General features: G+C 68.3%; 25 protein-coding genes. 3 read left to right on the plus strand and 22 right to left on the minus strand.

Going from position 1 to position 25,345, the window contains the following annotated elements:
* Positions 1 to 42: 42 nt before the first annotated feature.
* The 10 genes from glyS to ACP59X_RS12445 all read right to left on the minus strand — a co-directional run bounded on the left by glyS (position 43) and on the right by ACP59X_RS12445 (position 14,557).
* The gene (glyS, locus tag ACP59X_RS12400; protein WP_428558695.1) at positions 43 to 2,136 is read right to left on the minus strand and encodes a glycine--tRNA ligase subunit beta; all 2,094 of its coding nucleotides are present in this window, start codon (positions 2,134 to 2,136) and stop codon (positions 43 to 45) included.
* Positions 2,137 to 2,149: 13 nt separating this feature from the next.
* On the minus strand, positions 2,150 to 3,025 hold the full coding sequence (locus ACP59X_RS12405) for a glycine--tRNA ligase subunit alpha (protein WP_428558697.1): 876 nt from the start codon (positions 3,023 to 3,025) through the stop codon (positions 2,150 to 2,152).
* A 75-nt stretch (positions 3,026 to 3,100) separates the two neighbouring features.
* Complete coding sequence (gene recO / locus ACP59X_RS12410) at positions 3,101 to 3,850, minus strand: DNA repair protein RecO (protein ID WP_428558699.1); 750 nt, start codon at positions 3,848 to 3,850, stop codon at positions 3,101 to 3,103.
* 78 nt (positions 3,851 to 3,928) lie between these two features.
* Positions 3,929 to 5,380 (minus strand): RodZ domain-containing protein, encoded by a 1,452-nt coding sequence (locus tag ACP59X_RS12415; RefSeq protein WP_428558702.1) that lies wholly within the window; start codon positions 5,378 to 5,380, stop codon positions 3,929 to 3,931.
* Positions 5,381 to 5,443: 63 nt separating this feature from the next.
* On the minus strand, positions 5,444 to 6,433 hold the full coding sequence (locus ACP59X_RS12420) for a SurA N-terminal domain-containing protein (protein ID WP_428558705.1): 990 nt from the start codon (positions 6,431 to 6,433) through the stop codon (positions 5,444 to 5,446).
* Positions 6,434 to 6,668: 235 nt separating this feature from the next.
* Complete coding sequence (locus tag ACP59X_RS12425; protein ID WP_428558707.1) at positions 6,669 to 8,516, minus strand: peptidylprolyl isomerase; 1,848 nt, start codon at positions 8,514 to 8,516, stop codon at positions 6,669 to 6,671.
* Positions 8,513 to 11,965, minus strand: a complete 3,453-nt coding sequence (mfd, locus tag ACP59X_RS12430) for a transcription-repair coupling factor (protein WP_428569891.1) — start codon at positions 11,963 to 11,965, stop codon at positions 8,513 to 8,515. Before mfd ends, ACP59X_RS12425 begins: the two co-directional genes overlap by 4 nt.
* A gap of 230 nt (positions 11,966 to 12,195) precedes the next feature.
* The gene (locus ACP59X_RS12435) at positions 12,196 to 12,672 is read right to left on the minus strand and encodes a chemotaxis protein CheW (RefSeq protein ID WP_029458965.1); all 477 of its coding nucleotides are present in this window, start codon (positions 12,670 to 12,672) and stop codon (positions 12,196 to 12,198) included.
* 124 nt (positions 12,673 to 12,796) lie between these two features.
* Positions 12,797 to 13,279, minus strand: coding sequence for a MamS/MamX family magnetosome protein (locus ACP59X_RS12440; RefSeq protein ID WP_428558709.1), 483 nt, complete (start codon positions 13,277 to 13,279; stop codon positions 12,797 to 12,799).
* 78 nt (positions 13,280 to 13,357) lie between these two features.
* On the minus strand, positions 13,358 to 14,557 hold the full coding sequence (locus ACP59X_RS12445; protein ID WP_428558711.1) for an aminopeptidase: 1,200 nt from the start codon (positions 14,555 to 14,557) through the stop codon (positions 13,358 to 13,360).
* 208 nt (positions 14,558 to 14,765) lie between these two features.
* Between ACP59X_RS12445 and infA the strand changes: the two genes are divergently transcribed.
* Entirely contained in the window at positions 14,766 to 14,984 is a 219-nt protein-coding gene (gene infA, locus ACP59X_RS12450) for a translation initiation factor IF-1 (RefSeq protein ID WP_006918952.1), read from the plus strand.
* 64 nt (positions 14,985 to 15,048) lie between these two features.
* Here infA and ACP59X_RS12455 read toward each other — a convergent pair whose 3' ends face one another.
* Positions 15,049 to 16,656: an MBL fold metallo-hydrolase RNA specificity domain-containing protein gene (locus ACP59X_RS12455; RefSeq protein ID WP_428558714.1), complete on the minus strand. Its 1,608-nt coding sequence runs from the start codon at positions 16,654 to 16,656 to the stop codon at positions 15,049 to 15,051.
* Between the two features lie 157 nt (positions 16,657 to 16,813).
* Here ACP59X_RS12455 and ACP59X_RS12460 point away from each other — a divergent pair, with 157 nt between their 5' ends.
* Positions 16,814 to 17,470: an LOG family protein gene (locus ACP59X_RS12460; protein ID WP_428558716.1), complete on the plus strand. Its 657-nt coding sequence runs from the start codon at positions 16,814 to 16,816 to the stop codon at positions 17,468 to 17,470.
* 24 nt (positions 17,471 to 17,494) lie between these two features.
* The gene (locus tag ACP59X_RS12465; protein WP_428558718.1) at positions 17,495 to 17,986 is read left to right on the plus strand and encodes a GNAT family N-acetyltransferase; all 492 of its coding nucleotides are present in this window, start codon (positions 17,495 to 17,497) and stop codon (positions 17,984 to 17,986) included.
* 27 nt (positions 17,987 to 18,013) lie between these two features.
* On the opposite strand, the gene ACP59X_RS12470 is transcribed toward ACP59X_RS12465, so the two are convergent.
* From ACP59X_RS12470 to ACP59X_RS12520, 11 genes are all read right to left on the minus strand, one after another.
* Positions 18,014 to 18,373: a DUF488 domain-containing protein gene (locus tag ACP59X_RS12470; protein WP_428558720.1), complete on the minus strand. Its 360-nt coding sequence runs from the start codon at positions 18,371 to 18,373 to the stop codon at positions 18,014 to 18,016.
* Between the two features lie 94 nt (positions 18,374 to 18,467).
* Positions 18,468 to 19,451, minus strand: coding sequence for a hypothetical protein (locus ACP59X_RS12475; protein WP_428558722.1), 984 nt, complete (start codon positions 19,449 to 19,451; stop codon positions 18,468 to 18,470).
* A 14-nt stretch (positions 19,452 to 19,465) separates the two neighbouring features.
* A complete protein-coding gene (locus ACP59X_RS12480; RefSeq protein ID WP_428558724.1) occupies positions 19,466 to 19,753 on the minus strand; it encodes a hypothetical protein in 288 nt (95 codons plus the stop codon).
* A gap of 39 nt (positions 19,754 to 19,792) precedes the next feature.
* Entirely contained in the window at positions 19,793 to 20,050 is a 258-nt protein-coding gene (locus ACP59X_RS12485; RefSeq protein WP_428558726.1) for a SemiSWEET transporter, read from the minus strand.
* Positions 20,051 to 20,139: 89 nt separating this feature from the next.
* Positions 20,140 to 20,808 (minus strand): hypothetical protein, encoded by a 669-nt coding sequence (locus ACP59X_RS12490; protein ID WP_428558728.1) that lies wholly within the window; start codon positions 20,806 to 20,808, stop codon positions 20,140 to 20,142.
* Between the two features lie 20 nt (positions 20,809 to 20,828).
* A complete protein-coding gene (locus ACP59X_RS12495) occupies positions 20,829 to 21,353 on the minus strand; it encodes a tetratricopeptide repeat protein (protein WP_428558731.1) in 525 nt (174 codons plus the stop codon).
* 62 nt (positions 21,354 to 21,415) lie between these two features.
* Positions 21,416 to 22,405 carry a ketol-acid reductoisomerase gene (gene ilvC, locus ACP59X_RS12500; protein WP_428558733.1) on the minus strand — a complete coding sequence of 330 codons (990 nt, stop codon included), beginning with the start codon at positions 22,403 to 22,405 and terminating at the stop codon, positions 21,416 to 21,418.
* Between the two features lie 13 nt (positions 22,406 to 22,418).
* Positions 22,419 to 22,901 (minus strand): acetolactate synthase small subunit, encoded by a 483-nt coding sequence (gene ilvN, locus ACP59X_RS12505; RefSeq protein WP_428558735.1) that lies wholly within the window; start codon positions 22,899 to 22,901, stop codon positions 22,419 to 22,421.
* 8 nt (positions 22,902 to 22,909) lie between these two features.
* On the minus strand, positions 22,910 to 24,619 hold the full coding sequence (gene ilvB, locus ACP59X_RS12510) for a biosynthetic-type acetolactate synthase large subunit (RefSeq protein ID WP_428558737.1): 1,710 nt from the start codon (positions 24,617 to 24,619) through the stop codon (positions 22,910 to 22,912).
* A gap of 1 nt (position 24,620) precedes the next feature.
* Positions 24,621 to 24,854 carry a DUF465 domain-containing protein gene (locus ACP59X_RS12515; RefSeq protein WP_428558739.1) on the minus strand — a complete coding sequence of 78 codons (234 nt, stop codon included), beginning with the start codon at positions 24,852 to 24,854 and terminating at the stop codon, positions 24,621 to 24,623.
* 30 nt (positions 24,855 to 24,884) lie between these two features.
* Positions 24,885 to 25,133: a DUF167 domain-containing protein gene (locus tag ACP59X_RS12520; RefSeq protein WP_428558742.1), complete on the minus strand. Its 249-nt coding sequence runs from the start codon at positions 25,131 to 25,133 to the stop codon at positions 24,885 to 24,887.
* Positions 25,134 to 25,345: the final 212 nt, after the last annotated feature.

A 25,345-nucleotide genomic window follows, 5' to 3' on the forward strand; every position in this document is an offset into this window, starting at 1 on the left:
TGCCCCTCCTGGCCGCCGGAGGCATCTTCCCTCATTAATCCCCTACACCTGCAGCGCGGCGAAGTCGGCCACGCGGCCCAGGCGGTCCACCAGGGACTTGAGCAGGTTCAAACGGTTGAGGCGCACGTCCATGTCGTCGCACATGACCATGACGTTGTCGAAAAAGGCGTCCACGGCCGGCCGCAGCTCGTAGAGCAGATCCAGCACGGCCCGGTAGTCGCCGGCCGCAAACAGCGCGTCGTAGCGCGGAAAGACGTCGGCGCAGGCCGCGGCCAGGTCCTTGTCGGCCGGCTCGGCCAGAAGCGCCGCCTTGACCGTGCCGGTCAGGGGCACGCCCGCGCCCACGCCCTGCTTGCGGATGATGTTGGCGGCGCGCTTGAAGGTCAGCACGGCCTGGTCGAAGTCCGGCTTGGCGGCGAAGGCGGCCAGGGCGTCGAGGCGGGCGGCCAGTTGGGCGATGTCCGTGAAGGAAGCGCCCAGGGCCGCGTCCACCACCAGCGTGTCGAAGCCCCGGCCGGTGAAATAGGCCTTGAGGCGCTGGCCAAAAAAATCCAGGAGCTTGGCCAGGCTATGGGTGCGGTCCACCTTGAACTTGGTGTCGCCGTAGCCGTCCAGGGCCGCCTGGAGCAGCTCCATGAGGTCCAGGCGCAGGCCGTGCTCGATGACGATGCGGCAGATGCCGAGCGCCGCCCGGCGCAGGGCGTAGGGGTCGGCGGCGCCGGTGGGGGCCATGTCCAGGCCGAAGCAGCCGGCCAGGGTGTCGGCCTTGTCGGCGATGGACAGGATAGCGCCGGCCAGGGTCGGCGGCACGGGGCTGTCCGGCCCGGCCGGCAGGTACTGTTCGGCGATGGCCCGGGACACGGTCTGGGAATGGCCCTTGCGGCCCACGTAGATGCCGCCCATGATGCCTTGCAGTTCGGCGAATTCGCCGACCATGTCGGACACGAGGTCGACCTTGGCCAGGCCGCCGGCCTGGGAGGCGTCGAGCATGACCTCGGGCCGGCCGGCCATCTCGGCCACCAGGCCGCACAGCCGCTCCAGGCGCCGGGCCTTGTCGCGCATGCTGCCAAGGCCGGCCAGGAAGACCACCCGTTCGAGCTTTTTCTGCCAGGCCTCGAGGTCCGTGGCGCAGTCGTCCTCCCAGAAAAAGCGGGCATCCTCCAGGCGCGCCGCCAGCACCCGCTGCCAGCCCCGGCGCACCAGCTCGGGATTGCCCGGCACCAGGCCCAGGGTGGTCAGGAAGACCGGCAACAACCCGCCCTTGCCGTCTTCCACGGCGAAGCTCTTCTGGTGGCTCTCCATGCTGGTAATCAGCACCTCGCGCGGCACGTCCAGGAACTTGCGGTCGAACCGGCCCAGCAGGACCACCGGGTGTTCGGTCAGCCCCGTGACCTCGGCTAAAAGCGATGGGTTGATCACGGCCGTGCCGCCGGCCTCGCGGGCCAGCTGCTCGGCCTGGGAGCGGATCATGCCCTCGCGCTCCTTGGCGTCGAGGACCACCTTGCCCTGGTCGCGGATGAGGGCGAAATAGTCGGCCGCCGCGGGCACGGCAAAGGGGCCGGGGCCCATGATGCGGTGGCCGCGCGTCTCCCGGCCCGAGACGATGTCGCCAAGGGCAAAGGGCACCACGTCCGCGTCGAGGAGGGCGACGAACCAGTGCACCGGTCGGCCGAAGGCGAAATCGCGGCTGCCCCAGCGCATGCGCTTGGGAAAGGACAGCTTCTTGACCAGCTCCAGGCAGATGCCGGGCAAAAGCTCCAGGGCGGCCTCGCCGCCGGTGGCCTTGTTGAGGGCCAGGTAGCGGCCCTTGCCGGTTTCCATGACAAAGACGTCGGCCACGTCCTTGCCCTGGCCCTTGGCAAAGCCCACGGCCGCCGGGGTGGGTTCGCCCGAGGCGGAGAAGCCGACCTTCTCGGGCGGGCCGGTGACGAGTTCCTCCTCCCGGCGGGCGGCCTCGGCCAGGGTCGGCACGCTCACCACCAGCCGGCGGGGCGTGGCGAAAGCGGCCACCACCGGCGCATCGAGCTTGGCCTGGGCCAGCGCGTCGGCCACCAGGGCGCGGGATTCGGCGACAAGGCCCGACAGGAACCGGGCCGGCATCTCCTCGAATCCGATCTCCAACAGAAAATGGGGCATGGCGTTTCGTCCTTTATGCGCTGGGAGTCAGGAGGGGATAGCCGAGTTCCTTACGCTGGGCGGCGTAGAGGCGGGCCAGGCTGGAGGCCAGGGCGCGGACGCGGCCGATGTAGCCCGTGCGTTCGGTTATCGAGATGGCGCCGCGGGCTTCGAGCATGTTGAAGGTGTGCGAGCACTTGAGGCAGTAGTCGTAGGCCGGCCAGGGCAGGCCCAGTTCGCACAGCCGCTTGCATTCCTTCTCGAAGTCGTTGAAGTGGGAAAGCAGCATGGCGGCGTCGGATTCCTCGAAATTGTAGCGCGAATGCTCGAACTCGCCGCGCTGGTGCACCTGGCCGTAGGTGACCGTGTCGTTCCAGGCCAGGTCGTAGACCGATTCCTTTTGCTGCAGGTACATGCTGATGCGCTCGAGCCCGTAGGTGATTTCCACCGAGACCGGCGACAGGTCGATGCCGCCCACCTGCTGGAAATAGGTGAACTGGGTCACTTCCATGCCGTCGAGCCAGACCTCCCAGCCCAGGCCCCAGGCGCCGAGGGTCGGGGATTCCCAGTCGTCCTCGACGAAGCGGATGTCGTGGTCGCTGGCCGAGACGCCCAGGGCGGCCAGGCTGTCCAGGTAGAGGTCCTGGACGTTGTCCGGCGAGGGCTTGAGGATGACCTGGAACTGGTAATAGTGCTGGAGCCGGTTGGGGTTCTCGCCGTAGCGGCCGTCGGTGGGCCGGCGCGAGGGCTCGACGTAGGCGGCCCGCCAGGGTTCGGGGCCGATGACCCGGAAGAAGGTGGCCGGGTTGAAGGTGCCGGCCCCGACCTCGGTGTCGTAGGGCTGGACCACGAGGCAGCCGGATTTGGCCCAGTAGTTTTGCAGCGTCAAGATGACATCCTGGAAATGCATGGTCGCTCCGATTTCATGGTTACGCCGTGGCCACACGCGGCGACTCGAATCCAAGACAAGCGAACGTGACGATCCTCACACGCGCACGAACCCGCCCTGCTCCCAGGCCAGGCCCAGGTGGTAGCGCACGAGCAGGTCCACGGTTCGGGAAAACTCCCTGGCCGCCGCCGGATCGGGCCGGCAGGCCGCCCAGCCCCGGGCGTCGCCGGAGACGGCCGCGGCATAAAGGGCCAAGGCCCCGGTGCCGAGGCGCTGGCGCACCCCCGGGGCGTTATCGTCCCGGCAGTCGGCGCAGGTCAAGCGCCCGGCCTCCACATGGCACACCACCGCCCCCTGGCACAGGGGCGCGCCGCAGACGGCACAGCACTGGCAGGCCGGGAACTGGCCCTGCAAGGCGGCCAGCCTGGCCCGAAACAGCATCGGGAAAAGCGAGGCCGGCGCGGCGGTTTCCTCCAGCGCCCCGAGCATGTCCCGCAGCAGCCCATAGGCCTCGGCCGACCCCGTGGGGCCGATGTGCACGGCCTCGAAAAATTTCAAGCAGTTGACGGCCATCCCTAAGCGGTTCGGGTCGCCGCGCAGGTTGACCGGCGCATCCAGCAGCCGGGCCTCGGTCAGGCAGTGGTAGCCCAGGTGCCCGGCGTGGCGCACCTTGAAGCGGACATGGTTCAAGGGATCGAGGCAGCCCAGGAACCGGCGGCGGCTTTTGAGCCCGCCGAAGGCAAAGGCCGTGTACAGGCCGCGCTGCGGGGAAAAAAGACGCACCCAGGCATCGATCTCCCGGAACCGCCCCACTTTGAGCACGAGCGCCTGGTCGGAAAATTCCATGCCGGCCCCGCCGGGCGCGCCATCCCCCGCTTGCGTCAACCAGCCGGCCCAGGGCCGGCCCCCCGCCGCCCGCGCGGCCTAGGGGAAGCGGATGGACTTGGTCTCGCCCTTTTCCGTGACCACGGCCGTTTCCTTGCCGTCGTAGCGGAAGACCACATTGCTCGGGTTGCCGAGCTTGATCTCGATTTTCTCGCCAAAGGGCACGGTGAGCCGCTGGCCCTTTTTCACGTAGATTTCCTTGGCCGGGCCCTTGTCCGGGCTGATGATGACCCAGCTGCCGTCCTGGCCGTAGAGTTCCACTTCCCGGGCGCCCTGGCCGCCCTGGCCGGCAGTGGGCGCCGGGGCGGGCGAGGCCACGGCCGCAACCGGCGCGGCCGGGGTGGGTGCGGGGGCCGATGCTGCCGGCGCCTGGCCCGGCGTGGGCGCGGCGGACGATGACGCTGCCGGCGCTTGGCCCGGGGCCGGCTTGGCCGGCTCCTCGGATTTTTTCGCCACGAACTTGAGGGTCTTGACCGAGCCCTTGGTGGCCTGGAGCGGATAGAGCTTGTTGTCGAAACGGATTTCCACCGCCCCGGCATTGCCCAGGCGCACGAGCAGGTAGTCGGCGAAACGGCCGGTGAAGGCGTCGCCCTTTTCCAGCATGGTCTCGTGCATGGCCCCGCCGTCGGCGCCGGCTTGCAGCCAGCAGCGGTCGTTGGCCACGATGGACACGGTATGGGGGCCGGTCTCGCCCACGGTGAAGGTCTTGGCCGCCGGCTGGCTGGGGGCCGGAGCGGGTTCGGGGGCCGGCGGAATGGCCGGCGGCGTGGTCGGGCTGGCCGGGCCGCTGACGGCGATGTCCTGGGTGGCCTGGTCGTCGGGGCTCAGGGCGGGCTTGGCCTCCACGGGAGGCTGCTTGGCCGTGGCTACGGGTGCGCTCGGCGTTGCGGGCGGCGTCGGCGCGGCAACGGGCGGGGCGGCCGGGGCGGGCTGCGGGACAACGGCCGGCGGCGCGGTCTCCTGCGGCTTTTGCACGGGCACCACGGGAACGGGCCGGGCCGGCGTGTCCGTTTCGGCGGCCGGCTTGGCCGGTTCGGTCTGCACCGGCGTCGCGGTGTCGGCCGTATCCCCGGAGCGGGAAAAGACGTGGGTGAACAGATACCAGGCCAGGCCTATGACCACGAGGACCACGCCGGCGCAGATCAGCGCCGGCACGAGCGGCAGCCGGGGAGCCCGGCGCACCGGCGGACAGCCGCAGTCGTCATCCGGGATGTCCTTGACGAGCGTCACATCCCGCGCGGACGTTTCCTCGGTCCGGTAGACCTCGGACAGCCGCCGGGTGAACTCCTCCTGGTCGACGCCGAGGAGCCTGGCGTAATTCTTGATGAAGCCCTTGGCGTACACCGGATGGGGCAAAACGCTTTCGTTGCCGTCCTCGATGGCCGCAAGACAGCTGCGCGTGATCTTGATCTTATCCGAAACGTCCTCGATGGACAGACCCTGCCGCTCCCGTTCCTCGCGCAGCATTGTCCCTAACTCACGCAAATCCATAAAAGACACTCCTCCGTGACCACGGCGCCGGGGCGGGAGCCCCCAAGCGGCGGGCGGGGCGGGCTACAGCTTGACCTCGACGACCGCCTTGGAGCGCAGGTTGTCGATGTAAGCCTGAAAAAGCTTGTCGAATTTCTCTTTGTACAGGGTTTCCTGAATCTGGTCCTTGACGCCGTCGAGGGCCGGTCCGGCCGCCGGGGCCGGCGTCGGGGCCGGGGCGGGCTTGGCCGCCCCGGGGGCGCGCAGGGTCAGCAGCACGGCCTTGCCGTCGAGCATGACCGGCGCCGTGACCTGGCCGGCCGGCACGGCGCCCAGGGCGTCGCGCAGGGGCGGGGCCAAGTCCTTGGCCTGGACGTCGCCAAGGTCGCCGCCCTGGTCGCGGCCGGGGCCGATGGAGAATTTCTTGGCCGCCTCGGCGAAACTCATGGCGCCGCTGTTGATCTTGGCGCGCAGTTCCTCGGCCTGCTTGGCATTGCCCACCATGATGAAGCCGATGTTGCCCGAAACCTTGGGTCCGGTGATGGACCGGGTCGTGGACAGGGAATCCTTGTTTTTCTCGTAGTAGTCCCGGACCTCGTCATCGGTGACCAGGACTTTGCGGTGCACCATGTAGCCGAGCAGGCGCTTTTTGATGCTGTCGTCGCGCAGGCGCTTGCGGAATTCCTGCAGCGTCAGGCCTTCCTTGGCCAATTCGGCCAGGAGTTGCTGCTGGGTCAGGTTGTTCTTCTTTTTGAGCTCGTCGATCTGGTTGTCCAGTTCCGTTTCCGAGACCGTGATTTTCAGGCGCGTCGCCTCGGATTCGATGAGCAGGTCGGTGATCATGGTGTCGAGGATCTGGCGCCGCAGTTCGTCGGCCCGGGGATCGTCGGCCTTGAACGTGACGCCTTGGGTCCGTTGCATCAGGTCGGCCACACGGGAGTTGAGGTCAAAAAGGGTGATCATCTTGCCGTTGACCACGGCCACCACCCTGTCCACCAGTTCCGCCGCCGAGGCGGTTGCGGCCAATGCCAGGAGCAGGCCGAGTACGATGCAGATTTTGGGCAGACGAGGCAAAGTTTCCTCCGTGAAGGCGTCGCGGCAAGGCCGCCGCCTGGGCGCGATAGCGGCATCGTATACCGGCCGAAACGACCGCTGCCGCAGTCCCAACCCGGTCGATAAAGGATGCCGTTGCGGGCATCTGGGCCGAGCCGTCGGCCTCTCTCCCAGGCAGGCGGTCGGCGTATCTGGGGCCTATAAACGTTTTTACCTGTCCAGGCAATCGCGGCCGGGGACGGGTTTTCCCTCCGATTCAGGGAAATGTCAGGACGCGGCTCTCCTTTTTGCCGACAACGACCGTGGTTTCCCGGCCGCCAGCCCGGTAGGAGAACTCGCTGGGGCTGCCGGGGCGCACCGTGAGTTTTTTCGCGTAGGCCATGGTGAACGGCTTGCCGGGCTTGAGGTAGACCCGCTGTTCCTGGCCGTCATCCACCGTATACAGGATCCAGCTCGCCTTGATGGCGCTGATGACGACCTCGCCCACGCCCGGTTTGGCCGCTGCGGCCGTGGCAACCCCGGCGGTCGCGGCGGCCTCCCCGGTCGCGTCGGGCGCCGGGCTGGCCGGGGACGCTGGTTCCGGCAAGGCCGTGGCCGCAACCCCGGATGGGGGTGCTGTCGCCGGCTGCGGCGGCGGGGCCGGGGAGGCGTCGACCGGGCCGGGCTGCCCGTCGGCGGTCAGGTCGGCGGGAACCTCTTCGGCCACGGCCACGGGCGGTGGAGCCGCAACGGGAGCCAGGGCCGCGACTGCGGGCGCTTCGGCTGGCGGTGCGGCGGATGCTGCGACGGGCGCTGCGGTGGGCGCTACGGCGGGCGCTACGGCGGACGGTGCGACTGCGGGCGCTTGGGTTGGCGTTGCGGCGGGCGCTGCGACGGGGGGGGCCTCGGCTGGCCGCCCGGCTGGCGACTCCGCTGCGGAACGGGCTGGAGACCGGGGCGGCACCACGGGTTCGGGCGCCCCGATTGCCGGGGCGGCCACGCCGTCCTCGGCGGGCCCGGCACCGTCCTTGGCGAGCCGGGCTTTTTGGGCCAGGGCCTTTCTGGCCTCCCGGGTCAAGCCCTCGCGGGCGGCGGCCTCGGCCCGGGCCAGGGCCAGTTCGTCTGGCGTGGGGTCACGGGCCGCTTCCGGGCCTTGGGCCGTGCCGGCCGAGGCCAGCAACTGCCGGCTGACCTTGATGCGGCCCTCGGCCAGGGCCGTGTCCAGCCAGGCGGTGAAGGCCGACTCCAGCTTTTTGGCCGAAAGCGTGGCCTCGACCCGGGAATAGGCCTTGGCCGGGTCCAGAACGGTGGCGGGCCGGCGGCCCGTAACGACGAAAAAAGCGCCGCCCTTGCCTTCGGGCAACACCGCCGTCACGCCGCCGGGGTTGACGCCCTTGACCGCCTCGCGCCAGGCCATGGGCAGGTTGGCCTCGGGGAGGTCGGCCTCGGCCACGGTGACGCCGGCAAGCCCGGCCAGGGCGGCCGGCCCCGATTTGCGCACGGCGGCCTGGGCCGCCTTGACCGCTTCCAGGTCCTCGCCGCGCACCCGCGCAAGCATGATGCGGGCCGGCTGGGCAAAGGCGTCGATGTGGTCCTTGTAATATTTGGCCGCCTCGGTCACGTCCACGCGCAGGCCCGGGCGCAGCACCTCGCGGCTGAGTTTTTCCAAGGCCAGCCGGTCGGCCAGGACCTCGCGCCAGCGGGCCGCGTCGATGCGCTCCTCTTGCAGCAGCCGCGCGAAAGCCTCCTCGGAGTAGCCGGACCGGGCTTCGGCCACGGCGGCGTCGATTTCGGCCTCGGTGACGGAAAGCTTGCGCCGGGCCAGCTCCTGGGCGGCCAGCCGGGCCACGATCAGGTCGGCCACCACGGCGCCGTACTCGGCCCGCAGCCGTTCCACGCCGGGATTGTCCGCCTCGGGTTGGCCGATGCGCAACAGGTCGTGGCGGGCCTGGACATCGGCCAGCCGGATGGGCTCGCCCCCGACCACGGCCACCACGCCCGGCTCCTCGGCCACGTCGGCGCCGCAGCCGCCAAGGGCCAGGCAGGACGCCAAGGCCAGCGCCACCACTCGCCCGGCAAGCCCGCCCCACGCGGCGCGCCGCCCCGGCCGGCCAACCCGGGTCATGCCGCCAGTCCCTCCCCGGCAAGCTGCGCCAGTTCACGGGTCCACACGGCCACGGCCTCGGGCAGGGGCAGCGAGGCGTCCAGCGGCAAGGCCAGCCGGCCCGGCGGCAAGAGCTTCACCCCGTCGCCGCGCCGGGCGGCGAAATCCACCAGCCGCTCGGGCGAAACCGCCGCTTCCTCGGCCTCGAAGGAAACGGTCAGGCGGGTCGGCGCGATCTCGGCCTTGCGCGCCCCCAGGCGCGAGAGCACCTGCTTGAAGGCCAGCACGGCCCGGAAATTCTCCACTTCCTGGGGCGGCGGGCCGAAGCGGTCGCGCATCTCGGCCATGCGCTCGGCCAGCCCCTCTTCGGTGCGGGCCGTGGACAGGGCCTTGTACAGGCGCAGCCGGTCGGAGGCCTCGGGCACGTAGCGCTCGGGGATGCGGGCGGCAACGCCCAGGGTCAGTTCGGGCTCGGTGCGCTCCTTGACCGGCTCGCCCTTGAGCCGCCCCACTTCCTCGGCCAGCATCTCCAGGAACATGTCCAGGCCGATGCGGGCGATATGGCCGGATTGGGCCTCGCCCAGGATGTTGCCGGCCCCGCGCAGGCGCAGGTCCTCCATGGCCACCTGGAAGCCGGCGCCGAGGTAGTCCATGTCGAGGATGACGCGCAGGCGCTTGCGGGCCAGCTCCGGCACCTTCTCCAGGCTCGGCACCACGAAGTAGGCGTAGGCCTGGCGCGGCGAGCGGCCCACCCGGCCGCGCAGCTGGTAGAGCTGGCCCAGGCCGAAGAAGTGGGCGTTGTCCACCACAAGCGTATTGGCCCGGGGAAAATCCAGACCGGACTCGATGATGGAGGTGCACACCAGGATATCCGTCTCGCCGTGCCAGAAGCCGTGCATGGCCTCTTCCAGGGCGGTTTCGGACATCTGGCCGTGGGCCATGGCCACCTTGGCCCCGGGGGCCAGGGTCTTCACGTAGGCGGCCACGTCCTCCAGGCCCTGGACCCGGTTGTGGACCCAGAAGACCTGGCCCTGGCGCTCCAGCTCCCGGCGCAGGACCTCGCGCAAAAAGCCTTCGTCGCGCTCGACCAGGGCCGTTTCCACGGCCTTGCGCTCGGCCGGCGGGGTCTCGATGACCGACAGGCCCCGCACCCCGGAAAGGGACAGCTGGAGCGTGCGCGGAATGGGCGTGGCCGTGAGCGTGAGCGCGTCGATGTTCTTCTTGAAGGCCTTGAGGCGTTCTTTGTGCTTGACGCCGAAACGCTGCTCCTCGTCGAGGATCAACAGGCCAATGTTGGGGATGGTCACGTCGGCCGAGAGGATGCGGTGGGTGCCGACCAGGATGTCCACCTCGCCCCGGGCCACGGCGTCGAGGATGACCTTGCGCCGCTTGGGCGTCACAAAGCGCGAGAGCATCTCCACCCGCACGGGAAACCCTTCCAGGCGGGCGGCGAAATTCTGGTAGTGCTGCTCGGCCAGCACCGTGGTCGGGCAGAGCATGGCCACCTGCTTGCCGTCGAGCACGGCCCGGAAGGCGGCGCGCAGGGCCACCTCGGTCTTGCCGAAGCCGACGTCGCCACAGACCAGCCGGTCCATGGGCTCGGGCCGCTCCATGTCGGCCAGGACCTCGCTTATGGCCTTTTCCTGGTCCGGCGTCTCCTCGAAGCCGAAGGTGGCCTCGAACTCCAGGTAGAGCTCGTTGGTGGGGCCGTAGGCGTAGCCCTTGGCCACCTGCCGGTAGGCGTACATCTCGACCAGGTCGGCGGCGATGCGCTCGATGGCCTTTTTGGCCCGCTCGCGCACGGACTTCCAGCGCGCCCCGCCCAGGCGGTCGAGGGGCGGGTTGAGGCCCTCCGGGCCCTTGTAGCGCTGGAGCAGGCCCAGGCGGTCGGCCGGCAGGTACAGCTTGTCCTCGTCGGCGAAAACCAGCAGCAGGTAGTCGCCGCCCGTGGCGTCCACGGTCATGCGCGTGAGCCCCTCGAAGGAGCCCACGCCGTAGTCGCGGTGCACGACCAGGTCGCCCGGGCGGATGTCGTCGAAGGAGGCCAGGCCCTTGAAATCCTTGTCCCGGCCCCGGCCGGCCTCGCCGCCGGTGGCTTCGGGGTGGAGGATGTCCTCGGCCAGGATGCGGGTGTCGCGCCAGGGGAGCTCCATGCCGTGGCGCAGGCCCGAAAGAAGCGCGAAAAGCCCCGTCTCGCCGGGGGAATAGCTCGTGCGGAAGACCAGCCCCTCGGGCTCGATCATCTGGAGGAATTTCTTGCGGGAACGCTCGCCGTGAAACGACAGGATGGTCTGGCCGTGGCCGTTCCATTCCTTGAGGGCGGCCGTGAGCGTCGTCCAGGGCCGCTTGTCCGAGCCGGGTTTCCAGAACAGGTCGCCGAAGCGCTCCAGGGCCTTTTCCGGCATGTCCGGCCCGTGCCGCCCCCGGCCCATGACCAGGTCCTCGAACAGGACGCGCCGGCCATTGACCAGGGCCTTGCGGGCCATGTTCTCGGGCCACAGCACCCGGGCGTTGGGCCAGGGATGGCCCCGCTCCTTGACCTCGGCCTCGAAAAAGCGGCGCCAGGCATGCTCCGTCTCCTCCAGGCGCTCCTTGACCCGGCCGGCGTCGCAGACGATCCAGACCGCGTCGTCGGGGAACCAGTCGGACAGGGCGGCCGGCTTTTCGTAGTAAAGCCCCGGCCAGAGGCAGCCGTCGGCGGCCGCGACGGCGTCTTCGAGCCGGGCCTTGGCCGCCCGGTGGAGCTCGCCGGTGCCGGCGATGGTTTCCCAGAGCCTGGCCGCCTCTTCCTTGAAGGTTTCCGAGAGCACGGCCGGGGCGGCCGGCACGAGCACGGCCTCGGGCAGCTCGGCCAGGGAACGCTGGGAGCCGGCGTCGAAGCGGCGGGCGGCTTCCACCGTGTCGCCGAAAAATTCCAGGCGAAGCGGGTTTTCGTAGCCCGGGGGAAAGATGTCCAGGATGTCGCCGCGCAGCGAAAATTCCCCGGGGTTGGTCACCATGGGCATACGCTTGTAGCCCCACAGCACGGCCTGCTCGGCCACCAGGTCCCGGGGCAGCTCCTCGCCCACGGCCACGGTCAGGACGTTGCCTTCCAGGGACCGCAAGGGCGGCCATTTGGGCAGGAGGTTGTCGGCGGAAAACAGGAAGGCCCGCGGCCCGCTCCCCAGGGCGGCATGGGCCAGGAAAGCCATGCGCCGGGCCCAGAAGGAACCGCTCGGCGCGCCCGGGGCGTAGGACGGCAAGGTCATGACCGAGCGGCCCCACAGGCTGCCGGTTCCGGCCGGGGCCACCAGTTCCAGCAGGGCGGCGATGCGGGACAGTTCGTTGTGGCCCGGGGTGGTGACCACCACGGACCGGCCGCGCGAAAGGGCCTCGGCGGCGAGAAAGGCCAGGGTGGCCGGGCCGCTTTTGTAGACCGAGACGGAATCGGGGCTGTCCAGGAGCGCGGCAAGGGGTGTGGTGCGGGACAAGGCGAGCCTCATGGGAAACGCGGGATGGCCGTCGCCACGTGCGCGGCGCCGGCTGCGGATGCGGGGGCGGCGCCGCGCGCCGCCGAATCGAGGCGAGGCCGGCCATGGCCGGCGTTCACGGCCGTGGCCGGGCCTCGCCTTGTGTCGTCGTCACGGGCATGCCCCTGGCGGCGACGGTACGGTATTCGTCGTGACCCCGGAAACCCGAGCCGGGTTTCCGGGGGGTAAAACTAGAAGGAACCGAGCATGTCGCGTTCTTCGCCGGACAGAAGCTTGTTGAGGTCGAGCAGGATGAGCAGGCGGTCTTCCAGCTTGCCCACGCCACTGATGTATTCCGATTCCAGGCCGGAGACGACCGGTGGCGGCGGCTCCACGGTACTGGCCGGTATGCGCAGCACCTCGGAGACGGAATCGACCACGAACCCGACGATCATGTTGTTGATCTCGATGACGATGATCCGGGTATGTTTGTCATGGTCCCGGGTGGACAGGCCAAAACGCCGGCGCAGGTCGATGATGGGGATGACCTTGCCCCGCAGGTTGATGACGCCCTCGACGAATTCCGGGGCGCGCGGGACCTTGGTGATATCCATCATGCGGATGATTTCCTGCACGCTGAGGATATCGACGCCGAACTCCTCCTCGCCGATGCTGAACGTGACGAGTTGGAGCAGCTCGGCATCCTGTTTTTTGAGGGTTTCCTCCATCCGGCAAGCTCCCGTTTAGAATGTGACCGCGCGGGCGGCGGCAGTACGTCCCCAGTATGGGATATCTATCCAATGGCCCCCAGGTTGGGCAAGGGCATCGGGCGGAAAATTCCGTTTTCGGGCCTCAATCCCCGGACGATTCGGCCTTGCGTTCCTCCGGGGTCATGCTCCAGAAGGGAAAGCCGTCCTTGGTGCGCCGGACCTTGAGCTGGACGTTCTCGTCCTTTTTGACCTTGGTGGCCATAAGCACGTCCTGGCCGTCCATTTCGGCCCAGGCGCCCATGACCTTGACCTGGTCGCCCTCCTTGAGCCCGATGACGCCGAGGTCGACGAAATCCTTGGGGCCGAGGTGGATGAGCTCCAGGGTCTTGTCCTTCTTGTCCTCGATCTGCAGCCCGATGCCCGGGGCCATGCCGGGCAGGGGCTTGATGTCAATGATCTTGACCACCCGGCCCTTGAGGGAGTCGGCTTCCTTGGGATCGAAGAGGCGGTCGTATTCGCCGCCCTTTTCCCAGCCCTTGATGTCCGGGTTGGCCTTGGGGCCGGCAAAGGCCGGGCTGGCCAGGACGACAAAGGCCGCCAGCAACGAAAAAAACAAGGCGCGCATGGGCATCTCCTTCAAACCGCTCCCCTTCCCCGGGAACGGCCCCGACAAGGCCGCGATTACGGTGCCTTGGCGTCGACGTCAATACCGGAATTGGCCGTCCTCATAAATCGTGGTTTCGCGGCCGTCGGCCAGGCGGGCGCGCACGCGTTTGGGCTCGGTGTTGACCAGGTCCCAGTGCAGGGCCGAGTCGTTGAACCCGAGCGCCTCCTTGCGGGCGCCGTCGAGTGTGGCCGGATCGCCGTCGAAGGTGTCGGAATAGGAGCTTCCCACGGCCACGTGGCAGTTTCCGTGCGGGCCGCCGAAGTTTTCGTCATAGAGCGTGTTGGCCATGAAGCGGTTGATCTTGGAGAAACGCTTGTCGGTGAGCGAAAATTCGCCCAGCCGCGAGGCGCCCGGGTCCATGGCCAGCTGCTTGCGCACGAAAGCCTCGCCCTGCTCGGCCGCGATGTCCGTGACCACGCCGTCGGTAAAGGTCAGGCGCACGCCCCGCACGTAGTTGCCGCTGCGATACGACGGCTGGTCGGCGTAGTAGCGGCCGGAGGTGCCGCGCCAGTCCGGGGAGGTGAAGATCTCGAAGCTCGGGATGTTGTGGCCGGAAAGCCCGAGCCAACGGCGGTGTTCGCCCGGGGTGACGGTCAGGTCCACATTGTCGGATTCGATATGCAGAGCCACCGCCTCGAAGCTGCCGAGCCACGACTTGATCTCCCGGGCCTCCTCGTAGAGCCCGCGCCACACGGCCACGGGTTCGGCCTCCTTGAGAAAGCAGGCGGCCGTGACCTGGGCGGCGTATTCCCGGGCGGTCATGCCGGCCTTTTCGGCCAACTCGCGGGTGGGGTACAGGCACAGCGTCCAGCCGAACTCGCCCTTCTCCTCCCGGCGCACCAGGATGTCGCGCAGGGGCTTTCGGGCCACGGCCGCGGCGGCGATGCGCTTGGGGTCGATGGCGCTTAAGTGGGTCAGACTTTCCGGGGCGAGCAGATGCATGGCGCCGTGGACGTTTTCGTGGAGCACGGCCTGGCCCGGGGCCTGGAAGACGAGCTGGGCCTCGTCGGCCAGGCTGTAGAAGTCCTTTTCCATGCGCGGGGTCAGGGCCAGGCGCGGCACGGGGTTGAGGCCCCGGGCCAGGAGCTTGGCGTAGACGGCCTCGGCCAGGCGCAGGGCGGGCAGTTCGTACTGGACCAGGACCACGTCGCCGGGCTTGTAGGGCTCGACCCGGGAGGTGGTCAGGCCCCAGAGCAGGACATCGGCGTATTTTTCGAGTTGGGGGCGCGTGAGCACGGCATAGTTCCTTTTTTGGGGAGCATAGCCCGAAAGCCGCCCCGGCGGCAAGAACCGCCGCCCCCTCCGTCGTCGCCCTCGGACGGGCCGCTCGGGGACGGCGCACCGCCCCCTTGCCATCCCAGAAAAAAACGGCTATTCGGCTACGTTCACGCGAAAATGATCACGCGGCCGGGGCTTTCCCCACGCCGCCGGGAGGATACTTTTTATGGCCAAAGAAGGTGCCATCGAGGTCGACGGCGTGGTGCAGGAAGCCCTGCCCAATGCCATGTTCCGTGTGGAGCTGGAAAACGGGCACGAAGTGCTGGCCCACATCTCCGGCAAAATGCGCAAGTTCTACATCCGCATCCTGCCCGGCGACCGGGTCAAGGTCGAGCTCTCCCCCTACGACCTCACCCGCGGCCGCATCACCTACCGCCTGAAGTAAGGCCGCCCGGTCCGAAACGGGGCGGGCGGCGCGGCCGGCTGTCCCGACCGCGCCGGCATCCGGCCTACATTTCCGACAGCAGCTGCAGCAGATCCCCGTCCACGGCCGCCAGCCGCTGGCGCCATTCCGCCTGTTCCTCGGGCGTGCGGGCGGCCAGCGCCTCCTTCCTGGACCGCATGCGCTCGATGCGGCCTGCCGTTTCGGTCAGCAGCGCGTCCCAGTCGATGCGCGGCCGGGCCTTGGCCTCGTCCACGGCCACCGACGGCTCGCTGCCCGGGGTGAGCGTGTATTCCTCCAGGTACTGGGGAATGCGCACCTTGAGCCCATAGCGCTCCTTGACGAGCCCGGCCAGGATCGTCAGGGCCTTGGGTTCGCCGTGGACCAGGAAGACCTGGGGATGGTTGACCTTGAAATGGGTCAGCCAAGCCAGGATCTGGCTCTGGCCGGCGTGGGAGGAGAAGCCGCCGATGGTGAAGACCCTCGCCGCCACCGACACGTCCTCGCCCAGGATGCGGATGGTCTTGGCCCCGTCCACGATCTTGCGGCCGGGCGTGCCCACGGCCTGGAAGCCGACGAAAACCACGCAGGACTCGCGCCGCCAGAGGTTGTGGCGCAGGTGGTGCTTGACGCGCCCGGCGTTGCACATGCCGCTGGCCGCGATGACGATGGCCGGCCCCTGCAGGGTGTTGATCTCGCGCGACTGGTCCGTGGACTCGGTGAAGCGAAGCCCCGGCAGGGACAGGGGGTTTTCCCCCCGGTCGAAGGCGGCCTGGGTTTCCTGATCCAGGTACTTCGGGTTGCGGCGGAAGATCTCCGTGGCCTTTATGGCCAGGGGGCTGTCCACGAAGACCGGCATGTCGGCCGGGACCTTGCCGTCTTTTTGCAGCAGGTGCAGGCAGTAGAGCACTTCCTGGGTGCGTTCCACGGCAAAGGCCGGGATGATGACCTTGCCCCCGCCCTGGTGGGCGTAGGCGATGGCCTGGGCCAGTTCGTCGCGGCTTTGCTCCACGTCCTTGTGGTCCCGGTCGCCGTAGGTGCCCTCCAGGAAGAGGTAGTCCGAATCCACGGGACTGTCCGGGTCGTTGACGAGCAACTGGTCGGGCCGGCCGAGGTCGCCGGAAAAAAGCATCCGGGTGCGGCGGCCCTGCTCCTCCACGGACAGTTCGATGAAGGCCGAGCCCAGGATGTGGCCGGCGTCGTGGTAGGTGGCCGTGATGCCGGGCGCCGGGGAAAAGGGCTCGCCATAGGGCACGGCCACCAGGCGCTTGACGGTTGCGGCGGCGTCGGCCCGGGTGTAGAGGGCCTCCACCACGCGGCCGCCGTGGCGCTTGTTCTTGCGGCTGGCCCACTCGGCCTCCATCTCCTGGATGTGGGCGCTGTCCTCGAGCATGATGCCGAGCAGGTCCCTGGTGGGCGGGGTGCAGTAGATCTTGCCGGCGAATCCGGTCTTGACCATGCGGGGCAGGAGCCCGGAATGGTCGATATGGGCGTGGGTGACGATGAAGAAGTCCATGCGCCGGGGGTCGTAGACGCTGGTGTCGAGGTTGCGGCGCTCGATGACGTCGCTGCCCTGGTGCATGCCGCAATCCACGGCGAAGCGGGCGGTTTCCGTGGTGACCACATGGCAGGAACCGGTGACCGTACCGGCCGCGCCGAGGAACTTGACCTTCATGGAGCCTCCGAGGGTGGGCCGGGGTACGGCCGGGTCTTGATTATCCTTGCCCAAGGGAGCACAGCTGGGAAATGGGCGGCTCGCCGAGCCCGCCGTGTTACTGCGTTTGGCCGGCCCTGAAAAGCCCCGGGGGCCGTCGGCCCCCCAAGGAGCCCACTTGAGTACGTCGCATCAGTACCTTATCGACGACCTGTCCGTCTCCGAATCCTGGCGGCTTTTCCGCATCATGGCCGAAATCGTCGACGGCTTCGAGGTCCTCGGCGAGATCAAGCCGGCCGTGTCCATTTTCGGCTCGGCCCGGGTGGCGCCGGATGACCCGCTCTACGCCGACACGGCCAAGCTGGCCGGGCTGCTGTGCCGGGCCGGCTATTCCGTCATCACCGGCGGCGGGCCGGGGCTCATGGAAGCGGCCAACAAGGGCGCCCACGATGCCAGCGGCGAATCCATCGGCCTGCACATCCACCTGCCCCTGGAGCAAAAGCCCAACCCCTACCTGACGATCCGTAGCGACTACCGCTATTTTTTCATCCGCAAGCTCATGTTCGTCAAATACGCCATGGCCTACATCGCCATGCCCGGCGGCTTCGGCACCCTGGACGAACTGTCCGAGGCCCTGGTCCTCATCCAGACCCGGCGCATCAAGCCCTTTCCCATCATCTTCCTGGGCAAGGCCTTCTGGGGCGGGCTGGTGGACTGGTTCCGCCAGTCCATGCTGTCGCGCGGTTTCCTGTCCGAGGAGGACCTGGAACTGTTCTCGGTCATGGACACCCCGGAAGAGGCCGTGGCCTTCATCCGCCGCCATGTCATCGTCTGATCGGCCGTCAAGGAGCGCTCCCCCATGACCGAATCCGCCCCCCGTCACAACCTGCGCCTGGGCACGGGCATCGCCCCGGCCACGGACATGGCCGTGGTCCGCCTGCTTTTCCAGGAATACGCCCAGGGCCTGGGCTTTGACCTGTGTTTCCAGCATTTCGACGAGGAACTGGCCGGCCTGCCCGGCCGCTACGCCCCGCCCGGGGGCGGCCTGTGGCTGGCCTGGATGGAAGGCATGCCGGCGGGCTGCGTGGCCCTGCGGCCGCTGGAAACCGGCATTTGCGAAATGAAGCGGCTCTCTGTGCGCCCGGCCTACGCCGGCCAGGGGCTGGGGCGCAAACTGGCCGAGGCGGCCGTGGCCGGCGCCCGGGAACGCGGCTATGCCGCCATCCGCCTGGATACCCTGGAGTCCATGACCGCGGCCAACGCGCTCTACCGGAAACTGGGCTTTGGCCAGATCGCGCCCTACTGCGAAAACCCCCTGCCCGGGGCGCTGTATTACGAACTGCGGCTGTAGGCCGCCTTGCCGACACCGGGCGGCACGTCAGCCCCGCCCTTTGTCCTCCAGGATTTTTTTCAGGCATACGGCATTGTTGCGCTGTTCGTCCTTGGCCGCGTACAGCAGGGTCACCACGCCGCTTTCGGCTTCCTCGCGCAGCGTTTCCAGGAGCGAGGCGGCCGCCGGTGTGGTCAATTCCTGCCGGTAGCGCGGCTCGAACTGTTCCCAGCCGGCGGGGTCGCCATGCACGAAGGCGCGCAGCGCATGGCTCGGGGCCAGGTCCTTGAGCCACCCGTCCAGCCCGGCCCGTTCCTTCGTCAGGCCGCGCGGCCAGATTCGGTCCACCAGGTACCGTTTGCCGTCCTGCGGGGACGCTGCCGCATAGACGCGTTTGACCATGAACATGGGCGATCCCCCTTTTCATCCGTCCGCCGGCCCGAGCCGCCCGCCATGCCCTCTTCTTCGCTTGGGCGAAATCCGGGGGCATGAACCCAAGCTCCTACCAGCGACGCCCCAGGACTTCGCGCCAGGCCGGGGCCAGCAGGTCCGCAAAGGGTTCCCCCACCCGGTCGGCCGGCAGGCGCCGGCCAGCCAACTCCACATCGGCCATGGCGAAAAGGCGGGCCGGCTTGCCCTGGCCGTCGTCCCCGGCGAAGGCGTTTTCCGGGGCCAGCCGCAACCACTCCCCTGCCCTGTCCACCGCCCAGACCGCTTCCGGCACGAAGGCCGTGTCGCCAAGCCTGTCGCCCAGGGCCGCGAAAAGGGCCTGGCATATGGCCGTAAACGGCTCCTTGTAGAGCCGCCGCCCCCGCGAAGGCAGGGTTTCGTTGGTCAGGCAGGCGACAGGGCCTTGCGGAAAATTGTTGTAGATTGCGGATGCGGTGGCGTCGCCGCACAAGACCCGGCCCACTCCCAGGGCGGACAGCAGGTCATCGGCCCTGGCGGCCACCGGCGGCAGGTGCTCGATGCCCCACAAGGACGGCGCGGCCACCCCCAGCTGCCCGGCCAGCAGGTATTGGCCAAGCAGCAGGATGCCCGTGCCGGCGCCACAGTCCAGGCCAAGGAAGCCTTCCCCCGCCAGGACGCGGGAAGCGGCCGCGCCAAGCGCGGTCAGCAGGTGGACGGTCTTGGGCAGGTCGAAGAGCATCTGCAAAGCGAAGCCGTGGTGCAACAGCAGCCGGCGCAGGCCGTCCCGGCCGGCCAGCGACCGGCAGCCGCCGCGCCGGCGCACGAACTGCCCGGCCAGCTCCGTGACCGCCTCCAGGGAAACATCCTGCCCGATGCGGTCCGGATGGACATAGGCATGGGCGTACTTGAGGCACAGGCTCCCCAGGGCCGGCCCGTCGGCGCGGCCGCCCGGCTTGGCCAGGGCAGCCAGCAGCCCGGGCAGGCTGCCCGCCACGTACAGGGCCGGGTCCATGACCGGCCCCGGCGGCGGCTCCCGCTCCAGAAGCCGCAGGGCCAGGTCCTTGACCGCATCCATGGCGAGCCGGCCGGCTAGAACTGGTAGAGGGCGTCGTAGCAGGTAAAGGTGTCGGTGAGGCCGTTTTTGTAGCAGATCTGGGCCGCGTCATCGAGGTAGCGGACATCGTCGATGGGGATGATGTGCAGCTTGCCGGCGACCCACATGCGGTAGACCGCCTTGTCGCTGTCGAGCACCAGCGGCGGGTCGACGTAGAAGTACTTCCCGTTGCTCAGCTCCACGTAATACGTGTGGCGGGCGCAGCCGGAAAGCGACAGGCAGCCGAGGACCAGCAGGATGAGCAACAGGCGGGCGGCGCGCATCGGGGCCTCCTCGCGCCGGTTGAGGCGCGTCGGATCGGTTTATTTGTAGCGGAGCTTCAGGACCAAAATGACCAGGACCAACAGCAACGTGACGGCATTGGCCGCGACCACCGGCATGGAATCGACTTGCAGGCCGTGGAGGAGCCAAAGGCTGATGCCGATGGTGAAAATGACGTACATGCCCAGGGAAATGTCCTTGGTGGAGCGCGTGCGCACCACTTGCAGCACCTGGGGCGCGAAGGCGGCCGTGGTCAGGATACCGGCCGCGTAGCCCACGATGTCGGAGAAGGCGCTCATGGCTTGCCTGGTGTTGCGACCCTAAGAATGCGTATCGGGCCTTTCATCTGGAGTAGCATATATCCCCTGTCCTCTTCGAGGGCGCACCACTACTTGGCCACGGGGCGGCGTGTCTCGCCGGCGGCAGGGGCGGCAAAAAGCGTGGCCGCCTGGCGGAAGGCGGCGGCCGCGGCCAGGATGTCCTTGCGGGCCTGGGTCAGTTCCACGGAAATGGGCTGGTCGGTCAGGTGTTTTTCCGTCAGCCCCATCCACTCCAGTTCCTTGTCCAGTTTGCCGGCAACGACGCCGAGGCCCCGTTGCAGCATGTCGCCGACCTTGGCGACACTGTCGGCGCAGGCCGGGTCGAGCTGGTCGTAGACGTAGACCATGTCCCCGGCATTGAGAAAGAGTTCCCAGCAGGCCGAAAGGGAGGCCCGCAACGCCAGCGCGTCCTTGACGCGCTCGGCGTTGCCCTCCTTGACCAGGGAGGCGTAATAGTCCTGCACCTTGAGCAGGTGGTCGTAGAGCTTGGCGCTCAAGCCCGCGAAGGAGGCGTTGAAGGCCCGGGTGTCGGCCTTGGGCGCGGCCCGGGCCGGGAGGCTTGAGCCCAGGAGGAGGCCGGCCGCCAGGACCGCCACCGCCGCCAGGCGCAGCCAGACCGGCCGCGCGGCCCGGCGCCGGGCCCGATACCGGACGCCGGGGTTCGGCCCAACGACGGTCGGATCAAGGGACGCAGGCAGAGGGGCGAAACGGTCCATGGCTTGTGATGGGCAATCCACGCTCCCGCGTCAAGGGGGCGTCACTGGCCGAAGGCGGCGTCCAGGGGGGCCAGGGCGGCCTTGGCTTGCAGGCTGGTCAGTTGGGCGGCGCTCAGGCGCTTGGCGCTGGCGTTTCGCAGTTTCACCGCCCGTTCGCGGAAGCGTTCGGGCAGCGTGGAGGAGGCGGCGGCCAGGGTGCCGAAATAGTAGGCCTTGGCGTCGTCCACCGGCACGCCGCCGTAACCCCGGCTGTAGAGGTCGGCCAGCACGAAGCGGGCGTAGCCGAAGCCGGCGTCCGAGGAGGCGTGGAGCCAGTCCAGGCCCTGGCGGAAATCCTGGGGCACGTCGGTGCCGTTGATGTAGGCCACGCCGACTTCGCATTGGGCCCGGGCATCGCCGGCCTGGGCTTTGGCCAGGCGGACGTCGAAGGTTTCCGCCGCCTCGACGGCGTCGGCGGCATCCGGACCGGTGGGCGGCGGCGCGGCGGCGGCCACGGGCGCGAGTGCGACCCAAAAGGCCAGCCAGGCCAGCACGGGCAGTTTGGCGAGGCGCAAAAGCAGGCGCATGGGGGGGCTCCTCCCTGGAAAGCGGCCGCGTCCCGGACTCGGGGCGCGGCCGCGTCGCAGTGCTATTTCTTGAGCCAGCTCATCATGTCGCGCAGCTTCGCCCCGACCTTCTCGATGGCGTGTTCGGCGTTGATGCGGCGCATGGACAGGAAATGCGCCCGGCCGGACATGTTCTCCACGATGAATTCCTTGGCGAAGGTGCCTTCCTGGATCTCCTTGAGGATCTTTTTCATTTCCTTGCGGGTCTCGTCGGTGACCACGCGCGGGCCGCGGGTGTAATCGCCGTACTCGGCCGTGTCGGAAATGGAGTAGCGCATGCGGGACAGGCCGCCCTCGTACATGAGGTCCACGATGAGCTTGAGTTCGTGCAGGCACTCGAAGTAGGCGATCTCGGGCTGGTAGCCGGCCTCGCACAGGGTCTCGAACCCGGCCTTGACCAGTTCCGAGGCGCCGCCGCACAGCACGGCCTGCTCGCCGAACAGGTCGGTCTCGGTTTCTTCCTTGAAGGTGGTGGTCAGCACGCCGCCCCGGGTGCCGCCGATGCCCTTGGCGTAGGCCAGGGCCATTTCCAGGGCCTTGCCGCTGGCGTTTTGGTGCACGGCCACGAGGTTGGGCACGCCGGCGCCCTCGGTGTAGACGCGGCGCACCAGATGGCCCGGGCCCTTGGGCGCGACCATGGCCACGTCCACGTCGGCCGGGGGCACGATCTGCTGGAAGTGGATGTTGAACCCGTGGGCGAACAGGAGCATCTTGCCGGCCGTAAGCTGCGGCAGGACGTCCTTTTCGTAGATGGCTTTCTGGTGCTGGTCCGGGACCAGGATCATGATGACGTCGGCAGCGGCGGCGGCCTCGGCGGCGGACATGGGGGTGAAGCCGTTTTCCTTGGCCAGCTGCCAGTTGGGTCCGCCAGGACGCTGGCCGATGACCACCTTGACGCCGGAATCGCGCAGATTCTGGGCATGGGCGTGGCCCTGGCTGCCGTAGCCGATGACGGCCACGGTCTTGTCGGCCAACAGGGAAAGATCGGCGTCCTGGTCGTAATAGATTTTCATTGGGGCTCCTTTTTTATTCCTGCATGCCGCGCCGCATGGCCACGGCGCCGGTGCGGGCGATTTCCTTGATACCGTAGCGCTGGAGCAGGTTGATGAGCGCTCCGAGCTTGTCCTGGGTGCCGGTGACCTCGATGACGAGCTCATCGAGGCTCACGTCCACCACCTTGCAGCGGAAAATGTCGACGATGCGCAGCACCTCGGCCCGCTTGGCGCCTTCGGCGTCCACCCGCAGCAGCATCATCTCGCGCTCCACGGACTTGACGTCGGTGAGGTCCACGACCTTGACCGTGGTCACGAGCTTGCGCAACTGCTTGACGATCTGCTCGATGATGGACTCGTCGCCCTCGGTGGTGATGGTCATCATGGACAGGCCGTCGGTCAGGGTCGGGGCGACGTTCAAGGTTTCGATGTTGTAGCCCCGGCCGCTGAAAAGGCCGGCCACCCGGGAGAGCACGCCGGGTTCGTTTTCGACCTGAATGGAGAGGATGTGGCGCATGGCGGCTCCTAGACGAGGATCATCTCGGTTATGGACTTGCCGGCCGGGACCATGGGCGCGACGTTTTCCTCGCGGTCGATGACCACGTCCACGATGACGGTCTTGGGCAGGGCGAAGGCCTCGGCCAGGACGGATTCGACTTGCCCCGGGTCGGTCAGGCGGTAGCCGGCCGCGCCGTAGGCTTCGGCCAGCTTGACGAAATCCGGGGCCACGTCCAGGCAGGTGGCGCAGTAGTTTTTGGCGTAGAACAGCTCCTGCCACTGCCGGACCATGCCGAGGTAGCCGTTGTTCAAAATGACGATCTTCACCGGCAAATCGTAGCACACGGCCGTGGCCAGCTCCTGGATGCACATCTGGATGGAGCCGTCGCCGGCCACGTCGATGACCAGCCGGTCCGGGCAGGCCATTTGCGCGCCGATGGCGGCCGGGAAGCCGAAGCCCATGGTGCCCAGGCCCCCGGAGCTGATAAACGAGCGCGGCCGGGTGAACTGGTAGAACTGGGCGGCCCACATCTGGTTCTGGCCCACTTCGGTGGTGATGACGGCCTGGCCCTTGGTCAGGCGCGAGATGACCTCCACGACCTGCTGGGGCTTGATGACCTTGGAATCGGCGGCGTAGGTCAGGGGCTTTTCGGCCTTCCAGGCGTCGATGCGCTCCAGCCAGGCGGCATGGCGGCCGGGGGCCGGCGGGGCCTCCTCGGTCGCGGCCCCCGCGGGCGCGGCTTCCAGGGTCTGGCGCAGGGCGGCCAGGAAGCTCTTGCAGTCGGCCACCACCGGGATGTGCACGGCCACGTTTTTCTGGATCGAGGTGGGGTCGATGTCGATGTGGACGATCTTGGCGTTTTTGGCGAACTCGCTGAGCTTGCCCGTGACCCGGTCGTCGAAGCGGGAGCCTATGGCCAGGATCAGGTCGGCGTGGCTGATGGCCAGGTTAGCGGCATAGGTGCCGTGCATGCCGAGCATGCCGAGCCACAGGGGATCGTCGGCCGGAAAACAGCCCAGGGCCATGAGCGTGGCCGTGACCGGGATGTCGTGGGTGCGGGCCAACCAGATGAGGTCGTCGGAAGCCGCGGAGGCGATGACGCCGCCGCCGGCGTAAATGATGGGCTTTTTGGCCTTGCGCACCACGTCCGCCACCTTGGCCACCTGCTTGGGGTTGGGGGCGTAGGTCGGATTGTAGCTGCGCATCTTGATCGTTTTCGGGTACTTGTACTCGCACTTGGCCTGCTGCACGTCCTTGGGCAGGTCAATGAGCACCGGGCCGGGCCGGCCGGTGGCGGCCAGGTAGAAGGCCTCCTTGATGACCCGGGCCAGGTCGCGCACGTCCTTGACCAGGTAGTTGTGCTTGGTGCAGGGGCGCGTGATGCCGACGATGTCGACTTCCTGGAAGGCGTCGTTGCCGATCAGCGGCGTGGGGACCTGGCCGGTGATGATGACCACCGGCACGGAGTCCATGTAGGCGGTGGCGATGCCGGTGACGGCATTGGTGGCGCCGGGGCCCGAGGTCACGAGACATACGCCTACCCTGCCCGAGGCCCGGGCGTAGCCGTCGGCGGCGTGAATGGCTCCCTGCTCATGGCGCGCCAGCACGTGCTTCAGGGGATAGTTGGGAAGCTGGTCGTATATGTCGATGACCGCCCCTCCGGGGAAGCCGAACACGACCTCCACATCCTCGCGGCGCAAGGATTCCAGAAGGATTTGGGCCCCGGTCAGTTCCATGCTAGTGGACCTCCGCCTTGCGATATTTGACGAGGAGCGTTTCGATACGCGTCTTGCCGGAAAGCTTCTTTTTCTTGATTTCCTTGAGTTCCGTTTCCTCGGAAGGCGTCAGGTACGGCTTGCTTTCCATCTTTTCCAGAATCTTTTCGAACGCGACGTGCTCCTCGAAGAGGCTTTTGAGTTCCGGGTCCGCTTCGCCGTATTTGGCAATGAGATCCAGATCGCGTTGGTCCATGGCAAAGACTCCTTGTTGACGGTTCTCGTCTCATCCCGTGCCGGCCGCAAGCGACCAGTCGGGTTCGGACTCCGCTTCGATGCGTAGGGTTTTCTTCCGGGATTTCTCCCCGGACACAATAGCCACCTGCCTGGGTTTCAGTCCCAGGCAGGCGGCCAGAAACACGGTCAGGGCAGCGTTGGCCCGCCCTTCCACGGCCTTGGCCCGAAGGCGCACCCGCAACCGGTCCTCGGCCAGGCCGGCCAAGGCGTCCTTGACGCCGCCCGGGGTCACGGCCACGCGTAGCGTCCAGGCCCCGGGCCCGTCAGCCGAGACAAAAAGCGGCAACCCGGCGCTGCCGGGGGGTGTCCCAGGGCGCGGCACCCCGGCCTTGACGCCCGCGCCGGCCAATCAGTGCCCTCCCCGGCCCGTCACGGGCCATGCGGCCGGGCGGCCGGGCGGCAACAAGGCTCGCGCCGCCGTCCGCGCCGGGCGGTCCCCTTCGTGCCGGC

The organism is Solidesulfovibrio sp. DCME, from assembly GCF_049995385.1.
Lineage (GTDB): Bacteria > Desulfobacterota > Desulfovibrionia > Desulfovibrionales > Desulfovibrionaceae > Solidesulfovibrio.